We start from the raw sequence: 14,612 nt of genomic DNA, 5'->3' as shown, positions 1-14,612 counted from the left end.
CCATTATGTGACCATACCAAACTCTGGTCGATACTGTTTGTATCACTACGCCAAAGCAGGTTTAGAGCGATAGTACTGAATACAACCTAGTTGCGCGGCATTAGTCAGTAGGATCATCACGAACATCAATACGTGAGCGACACTTACATGACCAAGGCTTAGTTCAGCTGCCAGTCCAATTCCTCCAGCTAAAAACTGCAGTGAGAAATATCTAGCACTTAAATTAGAAACATCACCGCTTTTGATTGTTTTATAGGTCTGTGGCATCACTCGAATTGAGCTCATTACTAGTCCTAAGTAAGTTAACGCATTTAGCAATGCTGCAGCTTCGATGTCCTTTGCCAATAAAAGCACAAATGGCAACGTCGACAAACCAAGCAAGAGCGCTAATTGATTACGCTGCTTCGCGCTTGCGTTGTACCGAATAAAATAATATAAAATAAGTGCACTCAAAGAACCTGTAATAACAAAAGGCAGCACCATAAAAAAACGTTCAAAGAAAACGTTGTAGGCAATGAAATAAGAGCTTTGTGCAACACCAAAACTCATCATTAACAGTGATACACCTGACACACTGCGATTTTTACGGATCTTCCTAATTAAAGGAACAAAGCTTAAAACCAAAACGAAGGAAGAAACGATCGGTAAATATTCGCTCAATGCCAACTCCAAATGTCTAAATTGTTGCAAAGTTAAAGTGCTGTAAAACCTTTAAAAATAAATTGTAAATTTATGATTTTTAAGGTTTTATTTTTGAAGGCGCGCATTTTAAGAGCTAACTTTTAAAATACAACTGGATGCCTAACATTCAACTTTGAATAGATGGCAAGGCTGGAATACAGGTGTATATAAATAAATACAAGGAATTAAGATGAAGTGGCTACTCATTATACTTACTAGCATTGGCTTGAGCGGATGCAATTCCACTTATACCAATACAACAGATATGAAACAGCAGGTAGATGTAACTTCTCTATTCAATCACTCTCTTTTTACGCTGAAATCAGTTCCTTCAGAACAACAAATCTTCACTTTACCTAAGCAAGAAGAAGAAGCTTTATTAACCTATGTCGAGCGGTTCAGAGGTAAAAGTGTAACCAAAGACGAAATTCTTGGTAATTTCCTTCAGGCAAAAATTGGCCACTTTTCTTATGACGGCGAAACATTCATAGCCAGTGAGTCGCTAAATCAGCAGTCCGGAAATTGCATTTCTCTAGCTATATTATCTCAGGCCTATGCCAATATTCTCGGTATTGAAACGAGTTACGCCAAAGTCGATAGCTTTCCCATCTATCAGAAGAATAAACATTTCGTACTCACATCAAGCCATTTTAAGACAAAACTAATTACACCAAAGGAAGAATTAGCAACTCTAAATAACAGACTTTTCTTTAGCGGAACTGTTGTTGATTATTTCCCTGAGCAGGATAGTGTATTCTCAGGAAACGCACAGTATGAAGATTTAGTCGCAAAATTTTATACGAACTTAGCCGTTTCTGCTTTGCTGGAAGCTGATTATGACCTAAGTTACTCTTTATTGTCTGCGGCCCTAAAATACGCTCCAACTGATGCTGAAGCTATCAATATTGCCGCGCTGTTGCATAAGCATGTTGGTGATAGAAATAGTGCGAAGCAAATCTATGATTATGCCTTCAACAATCATCTCACCAGCACCAACTTGTTATTGAATTACCTTAACTATATTCCCAAAGATCAAACAGTGCTCAAGAATATGATTGAGACGAAGCTTGATCGCAGCCCAGCATCCCCTTTCGATACTCTCTCGTTAGCTTCCAGCTATATTGAACAACAACGCTATAAAAAAGCCAAAAAGCTTATTGAGCCCTTATTGTTGAATTATCATTACTTGCCGGAAGTTTATGTCGAGCTTGGGAAAATTGCTTATTTAGAGCGAAGATACCAAACCGCGTTTGAATACTTTGAGCAAGCAGTCAATAAGTCTAGGGAACAGTATAAAAAGGACCTATACACCGCTAAGCAAAGCATGTTGAACCATTTTTTGGTTCATAATGAGGATATAAAATAAGCCATTAAACTAGGGGTGGCATGAAAGGTAAAATCAATGTTAAAAAAATATATATAAAACTTTACAAAACACGTTATTGTTTCTATTTTGGTGTGTGGATGTTCAAAAAACATACCACCAACTGGCCGTGCTCTACAGTGCATCCAAGGCTTGGTATTAAACGACACCCAACTTTTTTTCAAGTTGGATAACCACATACTCAAAAGGAATAACAATGAAACGACACATTCTTGTCACAGCATTAGGTTTAGCATCTGGTATCGCGATGGCACAAGCGCCTTTAACGGAAGCTCAGATGATGGAATATACCAGCAAAGCTAGCAAAGCAATGATTGGTAAAAAGTACGATCTCAACCTTCCACTTATTACTCAAAGCAGTGCTACAAATACTTCAACGTCTACACAAACGATCGTGCAAACAGTTTCACACCCAGATGCAAGCTACATCAAACTACACTTTAAGAACCTCAATCTTGCAAGCGGCGGTAAACTCGTTGTTCGCTCAGAAGACAGTGGCGAGCGCTATGAATACACTCAAGCAAATCTCAGCGCTGCAACAGTTGACCCAAGCCTCGGTGATGACGGCATTAAACAGTTTTCTGCTATGTCAGTCTCTGCTGATAAAGTCATCATTGAATATACCCCAGGCCAAGGTAATGCCAACAAAACACCCGAAATCGATTTTTACTATCATGGTACTGAAGGGCAAGCAACTGTTGAGGGCTTAACCGATGTGACGCCCATGTCAACTTGTGGCGCAATGGAACGTAAAGACGTGCAGTGCTGGGCGCAATCGCATCCGGTAGAATTTGAGCGCTCACGTCCTGTCGCCAGACTACTTATGAACGGCAGTGGTTTATGTACGGGTTGGCGTGTAGGCGCGGATAACCGCATGTTTACCAATAACCACTGCGTGGGGTCGGCATCGGAGCTGGCGAATACCGAGGTATGGTTTAACTATCAAAGTACGAGCTGTAACGGTAGCCAGCGCGAGACTGTGGTAAAGGTCACAGGTAAAGACTTCCTTAAAACAGATTACACGCTAGATTATACGCTGTTTACTATCAATGATTTCGCTAAGGCCCAGCCGTTTGGTTACTTTGGTTTAGATGTGCGAAACCCATCACAGGGCGAGCGTATTTACATCCCTCAGCATGGTTCAGGTAACCCTAAAGAGCTGTCGATTGAGTCTGATCAAGACACCAATGGACTATGCTCCGTTAACCAAGCAACAGCGAATGGTCGAGGTACAGGCACAGATATAGGCTATTACTGCGACACCATTGGTGGCTCTTCAGGTTCACCAGTACTTGCAGCCTCAACTAATAATGTTGTTGCGCTACACCACTTAGGTGGCTGTACCAATAAAGGCGCTAAAATCAGCTTAATTTGGCCTCAGGTTTCTAGTCACTTTGGTGGCCAAATTCCCGTTGGAGATAACGGTCCTACCGATCCATTGCCTGTTGCGTTATTTACTTACAGCTGTAATGACCTAAGCTGCAGCTTCGATGGCTCGGGCTCTAGTTCACCAAATGGTTCTATTACACAGCATAGTTGGCAGTTTGGTGACGGCGCATCCGCTTCAGGCGCGCAAACTTCACATAACTTCACAAATTCTGGCAGCTATACCGTAGAACTCACCGTGACAGATAGTAATGGCGACACCGCGTCAACAACACAGCAAGTTGCCGTGACGCTGCCAGGTGAAGAGCAAAAGCTTATCAAGGGAGTTGCAAAAACGGGGCTTTCTGGAGCGAGAAGCAGTGAGATATTCTTCTATTATGATGCACCTGCAGGCGCGAATACTGTGACATTTAACACTAGCGGTGGCACTGGTGATGCTGACATGTACGTACTAAAAGGTGCAGAGCCCACCACCAGTAATTGGACTTGTCGTCCTTATCGCTCTGGTAATACTGAGTCTTGCAGCCTAAATGAAGGGGCTGGGCGTTATTGGGTGATGATCCGCGGATATAATGCTTACTCAGGTTTGCAAATCGTAGCAGATCACAACTAGCCTAAACTTCGAATAAACAAACTGAATGATTTGCGGGGGCTCCCCCCCCGCTTATTTGATAGCAATCTTATGCGATTATCTACAACTCATACCAAACACTAAACCAGACACGGTTTTCATTAGTCATGTTACGCCCCTCAATGCGACCCACTCCAGCACTAAACTGTAAATCGGTTAATCCTGCAGGAGCAAAATCAGCGGCCTTGCCTAATATCACTCGAGACAAAGGTAAGCGCATCTTAATACCGTAATTTTGTCCAATCACTTCTCCATCTAACTGATGCTGTTTATAAAATAACTTAGGTTTTCCCTGCTGCCATGAAGTTGCAAATTCATAGCCTAAATAGCGGCTTCCCGTTGCAAATAGATGTGGTAACATAGGTTCGCTAACGATGTGTAAACCATTACTAATGCTAGTGCTGGTAAGCGCTCCACCACCTACAGATAGAGGCAATTCGCTGCTGTAGCGGCTATCGACCGATGCATAGAATGGAATTTGCCATGCTTTAGCGAACAAGCTCAGCTGATAATCAAAACCATCTAATTCACCTAGCCACTGAGCCACTGAGACTTGCAGTGCTACACCATGCTGCTGCGTATCCCACATTGCACGACCGTTAAAGCCGTAACGCCCGCCACTCCATGTCTTTTCACCATGTTGCACACGAATAACACCCAATTCAGGAGCGAGGTAATTCAATGCTTCACCAAAACGATAGCTAGATGACAAGGCAAATTGCTTAAAGCTGCTTTCATTCGAAGTATTTGCTTGTGGCGAGCGAGACTGCTTATCCGCTTCTAGCTCTTGATATCCAGCATCAAACGTCGTTTTCCAGTTTTCATGACGATATTCAAGTTGAGCAAATGCACCCATCAACGCGCCATTATTGATGCTTTTCTCGGCTCCAAACTGCCAAGCAAGTTGGCGTAGCACATCCTGCCCTTTTAATGCCACGCCCAAACTATCAAAAGAGGCGCTATTTAATGCGCCTGATAAGGCGACAGAATAAGACTGTTCGAACACAGAATAATCAGAACTGGGCAGCGCGGTTTGATCTATCTTAGCCGCAGGTAATTGATGAGGATGCTGCTCTTTTTGTTCCGCCTCATCCACTTGCTCCAACACGCTCACGGTGCGCCAAGTCGGAGCAACTATTTTATTAACCTTAACACCCTCTGGGGTCGCATAGCTCACCAGTAACTGCTGTGAATGGGTAATAATTTGCTCAAGCGGTTTAGCACTTGCAGGTAAGGTCTCAAGTCTTTTACTCGCCACGTCATAACGCATCACCGCTAAATGGCCTGCGACTCCAGAAATAAAGTACAGCTTGTCATCATCATGAGACCAAGTTAACCCCGAAAGGTATTGATGTGACTTGGGTAAATAAACAATTTTAGTTTTATCGTGGCTAAGATCTTTAACAACAAGTTGCCAGCGTTTGTTAGGTGCAACATGTACATAGGCTAATGTCGCGTTTTCCTTAGAGAGCACTGGAAAGTCATAGACATCCCCAAGCTTACTTGTGGTAATTACAGTTTGCTTTTCTGAGTCCAACTCTATGGTCACTAGCTGTGAGTAACCCAAACGAGACACCTCCGCAATAACGGTATTGGCATCAACAATACTAAAGCGACGAATACCCGCACCTTCGGTTAGCTGCTTAGGTTTTCCAGTACCAACTTTCCATACAAACAAATCATTAATAAAGGTATCGTCTGCAGTCGGCGTTTTTGCAACGAAGTAAATATGGTCTTTATTCAGCCACTGAGGGTAATAGATACCAGCATAATTATGCGCATCAAGCTGTGCAAGTCGCTTTTTTGGAAAGACTTCAGGTGCGATATCCACAATATCTTTAGGATCGGCATTTAGTATTGCTTCATTGCGTTTATTAAATTGCTCAATGGCTTCTACATTTTCTTTGTTTTCATAGATATTAAGTGTGACTTGGCGTTTACGGTTTTGCTCTACCACCAAAAATTGACTGCCATCCGGAGAGAACGCGATATCTCTAGCAGCATACGCGAACCGCTGCCAAAGCTCACTCTGTGTTGGAGCCAAGGCTAGCTCTTGCTGCATAGCCTGGTAGCTATATTCAACAATAAAGCGACGATATAACTGGCTGGCCGGCGCTCCAAAAGCACCACTAAATGCGGTTTCAAAACTGCGCGATTCCACCGCCTGCACTCTTGTCCACACGGCATCTAACGTCTCTGCGCCATAATTATCCTCAAGCCATGCTAGAAAACGTACACCGACTAAGTACGCCATGGAATTGGAAAGGTAAGACTTGTCGCCATTATCTAAGGCGCTATAGGTCGGTAATGCGCCTTGCTGCGCGTAATAACGCACAATGCTCTCACTGTAGTTATCGTATAAACGTCCCCGTCCCGTTAATCTAGACTCCAGCAAGGTAGCATAACCTTCGCTGACCCAACGCGGTAATACCGCATCGAGCAAGTCGGTAATATCGTGCCAATCTCTGAGATGTTGTCGCCATTGATCACGGCTAGGCTGTGATAGATGCACGAGATGAATATATTCGTGTAGAATGAGCAACTGCTGCCAACTGGTGTTATTTGCGATGACGGAATCAGCTTGAGGCGGCGTCGCTTGCAGTGCCATCATTGGTTTATCTGTGCTGGGTAATGCAAAACCATTGCCCGCATTTTCTGGGTCGTAAATAATCACATCAGCACGTCCACTCAGGGCTCTGCCTTGTTGTGCCAGCACTTTATCTCGTACCACCTCCAGCTCATTTGCTGCAGAATACGCCCATTGCTGAAGCGACTGGGGATAATGCACATTGAAGTTTTCGGTTTTGATGGTTTGCCACTTAGCCTGTAAACCAAAGCTAGTAAAAGCAACAAAAATTATCAGTAGCGCTCGCATTACCTTTCCTAAATAAATTCGGTTGCGCTAGCTTAACAAGAGATATAAAGAAAAAGTGTGCTTTTTAGTAACAATTTCTTGCGCACGTTATACCTTAAAATGTCTATTTTGAGGCAAGCAAGATGTGCGTTGCTCTCAATGCACGTAATTTTTCAGTGCTTTTGTGGCTGTGCAAGGGTGATAAACAGGCTAAGTATCGCAAGAGACACTGCAAAGACAAAAAATACCACGGTTGAGCTCAACCCCGCCTGCCATTTTGCCGTGGCGATTAAACCCGCGCTCAATAACACCGCTAGCTTTGCCTTAGTATGCGCATGTGGTTTAAATGATTTGGAGTAGCTATACGCCATAAAAATAAAGCCGCTGGCCAACAGATAAGTGACTAACATGGTAGCTCCTTGCCAAGGTTTTGAAGGAGCTTTAATTATATGCTAATGATAATTATTATCAACAAGGGAAAGTGATTTTTATCAATCCACCAGAGTCTGTGTTGTGACAACTAAGTTGCCCATCATGTAACTCCACAATGGTGCGACTAAAGGTTAAACCTATTCCCTGCCCACCTTCTTTGGTGGAATAGAAAGGAGTAAGCATGTTATCAAGGTTGGCAAAGCCTGGGCCATTGTCTCGTACGTCAATCACCGCTTGTTGCTGCTGATAATAAGCATGTAGCGTCAACTTGGCATTTTCACCACTGGCCTCAATGGCATTTTTAACTAAATTAATCAGCACCTGCTCTACTAAAGCTTTATCAAGATTGAGCGTATTCACGGTGCAGTTTACTTGGATGTCGGTATCTTCAAATAGCGCAGCAACAGAGGATAGTAACAGCATGATGGAAACCGACTCCCTGTCTAGCCTTGGGGTTTGCGTAACCTTGGCGTATTGGCTCACAAATTGTTGTAAATGCTGGCAACGCTGACCAATCACACTTAGCGCATGTTGCTCTTTTTCGTCCTTCGCTCTTGCCAATAAAGTTTGCGCTAGGGAGCTTACGGGCGTCAAACTATTGTGGATCTCATGGCTTATTACTCGGATTAAGTGTTGCCAAGCTGCCAGCTCCTTTTTACGTAATGCCTTAGTGATATCGAGTGCAACCAGTAAAGAAAACTGCTTACCCTCTTGAAAGAATTCACTGTTTTGCAGCTGCCACCGAGATTGCTGCGCTGTATCTGCAAAGTGCCAGTGATTATCTTGTTGCACCAGCCCAAACTGAGCCGCGCTTATTCCCTTACACTCTAACCAAGGGCGATGATAAAGCGACTCAAATGCACCATTGGCATAGGCAAGTTTGAGTTGTTCATCAAACATCATAATAGGCGTATTAAGGCTGTCTATTAGCTGATAAATGATAAACTGCTGACTATGATAGCGGCGCTTTTGACTGTGCAGCTGTGCACTTAAGGCCAGCAAGCGCTGTTCAAATTCAGCCACCACGCCCGCCGTATAATGTGGCTTAATGGTTTGCGTAAAATCACTTTGTGTAATCGCTTCTAGCTGCCAATTAGCACGCATGGCAATACGCTTAAGGTGAGACAATAGTATTTTTTGTAACCCGCCCAATAACCCCAACACACTCACCGATACGACAGCCACCCACATTACCCCAAGCTGTAATTGCAAAAGCAGCAAAGTCAATAAAACCGTACAGCTAATAGTTAACAGCGTACAGTAAGCCTCAAGTCGCCACTCGGCGCTAGCCAGATGTTTTAAGGCCATACTTTTCCAAACGTCGATAAAGAGAAGAAGCCGTGAGCCCAAGTATTTTAGCGGCTTCTGCGACATTACCTTGAGCGCGCTGCATCGCTTGCTCCACCATTTCCTGCTCCACTTGTTGCAAGGTCTTGGTTGGCATATCACTGGTCACTTTAGGTGCAGCGGTAAAGCGTAGTTGGCAATCACTGAGCTCAATCTGCAAGCCCTCCGCCATTAACACGGCACGCTCCATAACGTGACTTAACTCTCGCACATTGCCGGGCCAATTGTGTTCAATCAACGCAGCTTTAACCGCTGGGCTAAGTTCACGAATTGGCTCACCATACTGCGCACAAAACTTAGCGATAAAATACTCAGCCAACGGCACGATATCGCCAAAACGCTCGACGAGCCTCGGCACTTCAATCACAATCGTGTTGATGCGATATAACAAATCTTCTCGGAACTCACCGGCTTTCACTAAGGCGTCAAGATTGGTATTGGTTGCGCAAATAAGACGGCAATCCGCTTGTTGCGTCTGACTGCTCCCCACAACTTCATAACTGCCGTTTTCCAACACCCGCAGTAATTTTGCTTGTAGAGGAAGTGGAATTGTCGCAACTTCATCCAGAAATAGCGTGCCCTGCTTTGCCATTGCAAAACGACCAACACGATGCTGCTTTGCATCCGTAAACGCCCCTTTGCTGTGGCCAAACATCTCACTTTCGAATAATGACTCTGGCACCGCGCCCATATTCACCTCAACCCAAGGTCCTGCTGAACGGTTAGATTGTTGGTGTAACCATTGAGCTAAATGACTTTTCCCCGCGCCACTTGGACCAGTAAGTAGCACTCGAGCATCAGTTTTTGCTATTTTAGCAAGCTGCTTATATAAAGATTGCATCACTTGAGAGCGCCATTGAAACGCGCCGCGCTCGCTTCGGTTTGCTACGATACTCGATTGCTTTAATGATATTTTGAGTTGTTGCTGCACGGCTTCTAGCAGCTGCTGATTGTCCCATGGTTTTTCGATAAAGTCGCTTGCACCTAGCTGCATCGCAGACACCGCCAACGCGACATTTCCCCAACCAGTAATACAGATCACAGGCACATTAAGATTGGAGTCACGTAGCCAGCGCAAAAAGTCTAGCCCTTCATTGCCTGAAGTGGTATCTCGGGAGAAGTTCATATCGAGCAAAGCTAATGACACTTGCTTAGCGGTAAGCAGTGGCTTGGCAAGCTCTAAGGTTGCTGCCTCAATTACATTGAAACCTTGATCTTCTAGAAAGAATACAGCACTGAGGCGTACTTCGGCGTTATCATCGATAACCAGTATTGTGGGCTTTTCCATAGGAAGAATTTTTATTGTTATAGAGTTTCAGCGGAGCATAGTGTGCTCCGCGAATATAAAATTATAACCAACGGATGATTGTACTTAGGGTATGGCTTTCACCTGGTGCAAGTTGCACGGCATCGTCCATTACGTTACACGCTTCTAAACACAACATCTTGTGGTATTCATCATCATTAAAGTTACTTAAACGCTGTGACTTTTCAATCCATGGGTTCCAAAGCACACAAGAAGTTGAGTTTTCACGTTTTACTTCAATAATGCCCGCAGGCGTGTTGATGGTTTGCACTGGGCTTGCTTGGGTGTATACCATATCGGTTTCGCGGGCAAAGCCAACCACTTCAGTTTGCTCAAATGGACCTTCACCAAATTCGATATATTTCGCGCCTTGTAACCCATCTACTGTGGTATTACTTACTTCTGGCGTTGGGAAATACGTGTGTAAGGCTTGCGTTAACGTAAATGGCGCATCACCAATATTGATATTGGTCAGTCGCACTTCAAGCTTGTCTGATAACACAAACTCGACCTCTAATTGTGACGTGTGTGGCCAGTATTGCGCTTCAACTAAGGTCATCGGTAGTGTGAGTTTAACGGTAATTTCATCGCTTTTTTCTTCAACGCTGTGCGCACGCCAAAGTAGCTTGCGAGCAACCCCATGAATTGGCCAATCCGCTTTGCTATGTACGCCAAACCAAGGCCAACAGATTGGAATACCACCGCGTACTGGTTTACCTTCAAGGTAATCTTCCGCCTCAGAAACCCAAATTAAATTGCCTTTTCCTGCTGGTGTAAACTCGGTAAGTTGCGCGCCCTGTAAAAAGATCTTCGCTTGGCAAAATGCACTGTCGACCCAAATATACTCTAGTCCGGACTCAGTGCGCTCGATTGAAACTGAAGGTGATAATTCCATGGTGATTCCTACGTCAACTCAATGATATGCCTACCTTACCACTTAAATACTACGAGTAAACTGTTATCCATCCAATTTGAAAGTTATTCAATTATACCAATGCGGTAGCACCGTGAGAGCGTTGCTCTCACGATTTATGGAACTTGAGGATTGGGCTAAAGCTATACTTTAAATTTGCCCACCAGCTCTGTGAGTGTGCTCGACAATGAATGTAATCTCACGCCATTTTGATTGGTATTCACAGCGATATCACTCACGCTATCCGCAGCATTTTTAATTTCCACCACGTTGCGATTAATGTCTTCAGCAACATGTTGCTGCTCTTCAGCTGCGGTGGCGATTTGCGTGTTAAGGTCGCTAATATTGACAATCGCTTGGGTAATTTCACTAAATTGTTGTTGCGCTGAGTTTGTCAGTTCAACCGTTTGCTCCGTACGCGTTAGGCTGCGCTTCATTTCTCCCGACACCATTTCCGTCATTTTTCTGAGCTTATCAAGCTGAGAGGCTATTTCTTCCGTCGATTCCGAGGTACGCTGCGACAACGCACGTACTTCATCGGCCACAACAGCAAAACCACGACCATGTTCACCTGCCCGTGCCGCCTCTATTGCAGCATTTAACGCTAAAAGATTAGTTTGTTCCGCTATGCCTCGGATCACGCTGAGTATCGACATAATATTTTCGCTTTCGGTGTCGAGTTGCATGATGTCTGCGGTTGCCTTATTGATCACTTCAGATAATGTGGTGACGCTCTCGACAGACTCTGTGATCACCCTTTGGCCCAACTCAGATGCTTGCTGAGTTTGTCCTGCAAGCTCAGCCGCATTGGCACAACTTGCCGCCACTTCATTTGCGGTTGCCGCCATCTCATTAATTGCGGTGGCAGCCATTTCAAGCGCTTGCTGTTGTTGACTGGTAGCACCCGTGAGCTGATCAGACTGCGAAGCGGTTTGTCGTGAGGTTTCGTTAACTTGCTGGGCACACTCATTGATTTGCGTCACCAGCTCAGCAATGAGATTTAAAAACAGATTAAAGCTCGTCGCCAGTTTGCCTGTTTCATCCTGAGCTTTAATGTCTAAACGCTGCGTTAGATCACCACCGCCTTGCGAAATTTCAGTTAAGCCATCACTCACTTCTACAATAGGCGCTGAAATCAACTTAGAAATATAGCTTGCCAGTAACAAGAATACGGTGATCAGGACTGCACTTAGAATCAATATTGTCAGCGTCATCGCATTGGCTGCAGCCATTACCTCACCTTTTTCAACTAAGCCAATAAACTTCCAGCCTAATTTGGGTGCTGTATAGATGTTGGCAAAATAGTCTTGCCCGTTAATTTCGAGCTCAAATAGCCCATCTTTATTTTGAGCCAACTCACGATAGCGGCCGTTAGCAATGTCTGCCAACTTTTTAAATCTATGTTCGGAGAATTTGGCATCGACCAACACATTTCCAGTGTCTTCTACTAGCATCAAATAGCCGGTTTCACCCAATTTGATATTTCGGATAATTTTGGTCAATCCTTGCAGTGACACATCCATACCTTGGACACCCACGGTTTGGCCATTGGCAGTTATCGCTTTTACCGTCGACACAATCACCATATCATCCGGCGCCCAGTAATAGGCACTAGTGCGGATCGTCTCGCCATTTCCCGATTGTCCTGTTTGATACCAAGGACGCTGCCTAGGATCGTAGTTTGCATTTACTTCACCTAGAGGCCATTGAATATAACCACCTTGCTGATTTCCCATGTAAATATAGGCAATACCGGGGTGCGTGTTACCAAAGTGCTCAAATAACGAATATGCTGCTTGCTCTGTTTTGCTTCCTGCTTTCGAATTAAGTCGAGTGGTGCTGGTTGAATCCATATAAGTTTTCACGTCTTGCTGCGCACTCAAGACTTGTGCATGGGTTGCTAAATAGTCTACGTTTTTTGCAATTTCATCAAAAAACATCAGGATACCATTCTCAACCTGTAACGCCTCTCGATCACTGAGCTCCGAGAAAGTCTCTATCCCCTGCTGCCGAGTTTGGCTGATAATAAGCCCCGCGATGATTAACAAAGGAAGCGCGATTGCCGTTGCGAAAGACAGCTTTAATTTTTGCGATATATTCATGAATAAACACCATTTCACAGATAGTAAAAATATAGTGAGGGATAGGCTATTGGGCAAGAATGACATACAAATGTGATCACTTGTTCGTCTTATATTCATCTTGGGTATGGTTAAATGTTGGGTAACTTTGAGGTCAAATAGGCCGCAGTGTTACTATGGATAATTCAATCAAGGACCATAAAATTTATCTGCTTTCTGCAAGGATAAGTTTGGTGGTCTACAATTTGTAAGAGGTTTTTGCGCTCAACCATTTAACAACGGGATAAATATGTTAAAACTTTCAACCATCTCACTCGGATTAGGTCTAGCACTTTGCTCTAATTCAGTGCTTGCCGAAAACTCAGAAATTGACGCGTTAAAACGCCAATTAGCTGAACTTCAGAAGAAACTCACGCAGCTAGAACAAAAAGAGCAGGCGCGGGCACAACAGGAAAAGATCGCTAAGGCTGAAAAAGCCGAAACTAAAACTCAAGTTGCAGCTGCTGAAACAAAACCGACTATCAAAGTTGGCGGCGCGATCAGAACCAACTACAGCCATACGTCTTATGACGATGACAACAAGAACCGTGGCGGCGATTTTGACTTCGATATTTTCAGATTGAACTTCTCTGGCAATGTCGGTGGCTTTGGTTTAAATGCCGAAATCCGCTTTTTCGACTATATGACTGCGGTAAAATACGCTTACCTCGACTATGACTTTGCCGACCATTGGCAAGCTCAGGTTGGTATGACTAAAGTACCTTTTGGTAACTCACCTTACAATTCGCACAACTGGTTTTTTAACACTACCTATTACATTGGTCTTGAAGATGACCACGACATGGGGGTGGTATTTAAACGTAAAGTGGCAGACAACTGGCAGCTTGACCTTGGCTTTTTCAAAAACGATGAGCTAGGTGGTGTCGATGGTTACGTGGATGACCGCAGCGATCGCTACTCTTATGACGTGGTAGGTTTCCGTAAAGCGGGCGATGGCGTTTATGACGACCCAACGCAACCAATCGGCGAATACAACACCTTTGTTGGTCGTTACGCGTATCATATTGAACATAGCGGTGGCACAACTGAAATTGGCGTCTCCGGCCTTGCCGGTGGCCTTCACGATGGTAATGACCGAGCAGGTGATTACAACGCGTGGGCACTACACTTAAATAGTAACATTGGCCCTTGGAACTTACAGTTACAACACGGTGAATACCAGTACGATATTGACGATGTAAACCGTATGGCGGTAGGCGCTTATGCGTTTTATGATTCCATCGCGGCAGAAGCCACCATGTCGAACTTTAATGTAGCGTACAACCTGCCAGTTGAATTAGGCCCAATTACCGATCTGCAATTTTATAACGACTTCGGTATTATTTACGACAAATCCGATAACACCGAAGACACTTGGATGAATGTTACAGGTGTGTCACTCGCTGCGGGTGCGTTCTTCACCTATGTTGATTTAGTTCACGCGAAAAACCAGCCGTTTATTGGTGGTTCAATCGCAGGCGATAGTGACGAAAGCGAGCGTCGCTTCAACATTAACTTCGGTTATTACTTTTAATCTTTGGGATTAACCTTAGGTATT

10 protein-coding genes are annotated in these 14,612 nt (G+C 44.2%); 3 read left to right on the top strand and 7 right to left on the bottom strand.

The annotated features are described in order from the left end of the window. Nucleotides 1-45: 45 nt before the first annotated feature. Entirely contained in the window at nucleotides 46-660 is a 615-nt protein-coding gene (locus tag CWC03_RS05410; protein WP_138580887.1) for a PQ-loop repeat-containing protein, read from the bottom strand. Between the two features lie 211 nt (nucleotides 661-871). Between CWC03_RS05410 and CWC03_RS05405 the strand changes: the two genes are divergently transcribed. Together CWC03_RS05405 and CWC03_RS05400 are read left to right on the top strand one after the other, a co-directional pair. Continuing rightward, nucleotides 872-2,047, top strand: coding sequence for a tetratricopeptide repeat protein (locus CWC03_RS05405; protein ID WP_138580886.1), 1,176 nt, complete (start codon nucleotides 872-874; stop codon nucleotides 2,045-2,047). Between the two features lie 214 nt (nucleotides 2,048-2,261). After that, the gene (locus CWC03_RS05400) at nucleotides 2,262-4,064 is read left to right on the top strand and encodes a PKD domain-containing protein (RefSeq protein ID WP_138580885.1); all 1,803 of its coding nucleotides are present in this window, start codon (nucleotides 2,262-2,264) and stop codon (nucleotides 4,062-4,064) included. 79 nt (nucleotides 4,065-4,143) lie between these two features. Here CWC03_RS05400 and CWC03_RS05395 read toward each other — a convergent pair whose 3' ends face one another. From CWC03_RS05395 to CWC03_RS05370, 6 genes are all read right to left on the bottom strand, one after another. Beyond that, on the bottom strand, nucleotides 4,144-6,957 hold the full coding sequence (locus CWC03_RS05395; RefSeq protein ID WP_138580884.1) for a TolB-like translocation protein: 2,814 nt from the start codon (nucleotides 6,955-6,957) through the stop codon (nucleotides 4,144-4,146). Between the two features lie 152 nt (nucleotides 6,958-7,109). Then, complete coding sequence (locus CWC03_RS05390) at nucleotides 7,110-7,346, bottom strand: hypothetical protein (protein WP_138580883.1); 237 nt, start codon at nucleotides 7,344-7,346, stop codon at nucleotides 7,110-7,112. Between the two features lie 58 nt (nucleotides 7,347-7,404). After that, on the bottom strand, nucleotides 7,405-8,676 hold the full coding sequence (locus CWC03_RS05385; RefSeq protein WP_138580882.1) for a sensor histidine kinase: 1,272 nt from the start codon (nucleotides 8,674-8,676) through the stop codon (nucleotides 7,405-7,407). Next, the gene (locus CWC03_RS05380; RefSeq protein WP_138580881.1) at nucleotides 8,654-10,003 is read right to left on the bottom strand and encodes a sigma-54-dependent transcriptional regulator; all 1,350 of its coding nucleotides are present in this window, start codon (nucleotides 10,001-10,003) and stop codon (nucleotides 8,654-8,656) included. The genes CWC03_RS05385 and CWC03_RS05380 overlap by 23 nt, the downstream gene beginning before the upstream one ends. Nucleotides 10,004-10,064: 61 nt before the next feature. Next, nucleotides 10,065-10,916 (bottom strand): D-hexose-6-phosphate mutarotase, encoded by an 852-nt coding sequence (locus CWC03_RS05375; protein WP_138580880.1) that lies wholly within the window; start codon nucleotides 10,914-10,916, stop codon nucleotides 10,065-10,067. A 161-nt stretch (nucleotides 10,917-11,077) separates the two neighbouring features. Continuing rightward, nucleotides 11,078-13,036, bottom strand: a complete 1,959-nt coding sequence (locus tag CWC03_RS05370) for a methyl-accepting chemotaxis protein (RefSeq protein ID WP_138580879.1) — start codon at nucleotides 13,034-13,036, stop codon at nucleotides 11,078-11,080. A 268-nt stretch (nucleotides 13,037-13,304) separates the two neighbouring features. Between CWC03_RS05370 and CWC03_RS05365 the strand changes: the two genes are divergently transcribed. Next, on the top strand, nucleotides 13,305-14,588 hold the full coding sequence (locus CWC03_RS05365) for a porin (RefSeq protein ID WP_138580878.1): 1,284 nt from the start codon (nucleotides 13,305-13,307) through the stop codon (nucleotides 14,586-14,588). Nucleotides 14,589-14,612 lie beyond the last annotated feature (24 nt).

This window comes from Pseudoalteromonas sp. S2755, assembly GCF_005886535.1.
Taxonomy (GTDB): domain Bacteria; phylum Pseudomonadota; class Gammaproteobacteria; order Enterobacterales; family Alteromonadaceae; genus Pseudoalteromonas.
Note: the sequence above shows the minus strand (reverse complement) of the source record. Positions and strands in the feature narration are given on the sequence as shown.

What these genes read in the sequence shown, in the direction of transcription:
- CWC03_RS05405 (WP_138580886.1), top strand. Translation starts at nt 872, where the DNA reads ATGAAGTGGCTACTCATTATACTTACTAGCATTGGCTTGAGCGGATGC.
- CWC03_RS05400 (WP_138580885.1), top strand. Translation starts at nt 2,262, where the DNA reads ATGAAACGACACATTCTTGTCACAGCATTAGGTTTAGCATCTGGTATC.
- CWC03_RS05395 (WP_138580884.1), bottom strand. Translation starts at nt 6,957, where the DNA reads ATGCGAGCGCTACTGATAATTTTTGTTGCTTTTACTAGCTTTGGTTTA.
- CWC03_RS05390 (WP_138580883.1), bottom strand. Translation starts at nt 7,346, where the DNA reads ATGTTAGTCACTTATCTGTTGGCCAGCGGCTTTATTTTTATGGCGTAT.
- CWC03_RS05385 (WP_138580882.1), bottom strand. Translation starts at nt 8,676, where the DNA reads ATGGCCTTAAAACATCTGGCTAGCGCCGAGTGGCGACTTGAGGCTTAC.
- CWC03_RS05380 (WP_138580881.1), bottom strand. Translation starts at nt 10,003, where the DNA reads ATGGAAAAGCCCACAATACTGGTTATCGATGATAACGCCGAAGTACGC.
- CWC03_RS05375 (WP_138580880.1), bottom strand. Translation starts at nt 10,916, where the DNA reads ATGGAATTATCACCTTCAGTTTCAATCGAGCGCACTGAGTCCGGACTA.
- CWC03_RS05370 (WP_138580879.1), bottom strand. Translation starts at nt 13,036, where the DNA reads ATGAATATATCGCAAAAATTAAAGCTGTCTTTCGCAACGGCAATCGCG.
- CWC03_RS05365 (WP_138580878.1), top strand. Translation starts at nt 13,305, where the DNA reads ATGTTAAAACTTTCAACCATCTCACTCGGATTAGGTCTAGCACTTTGC.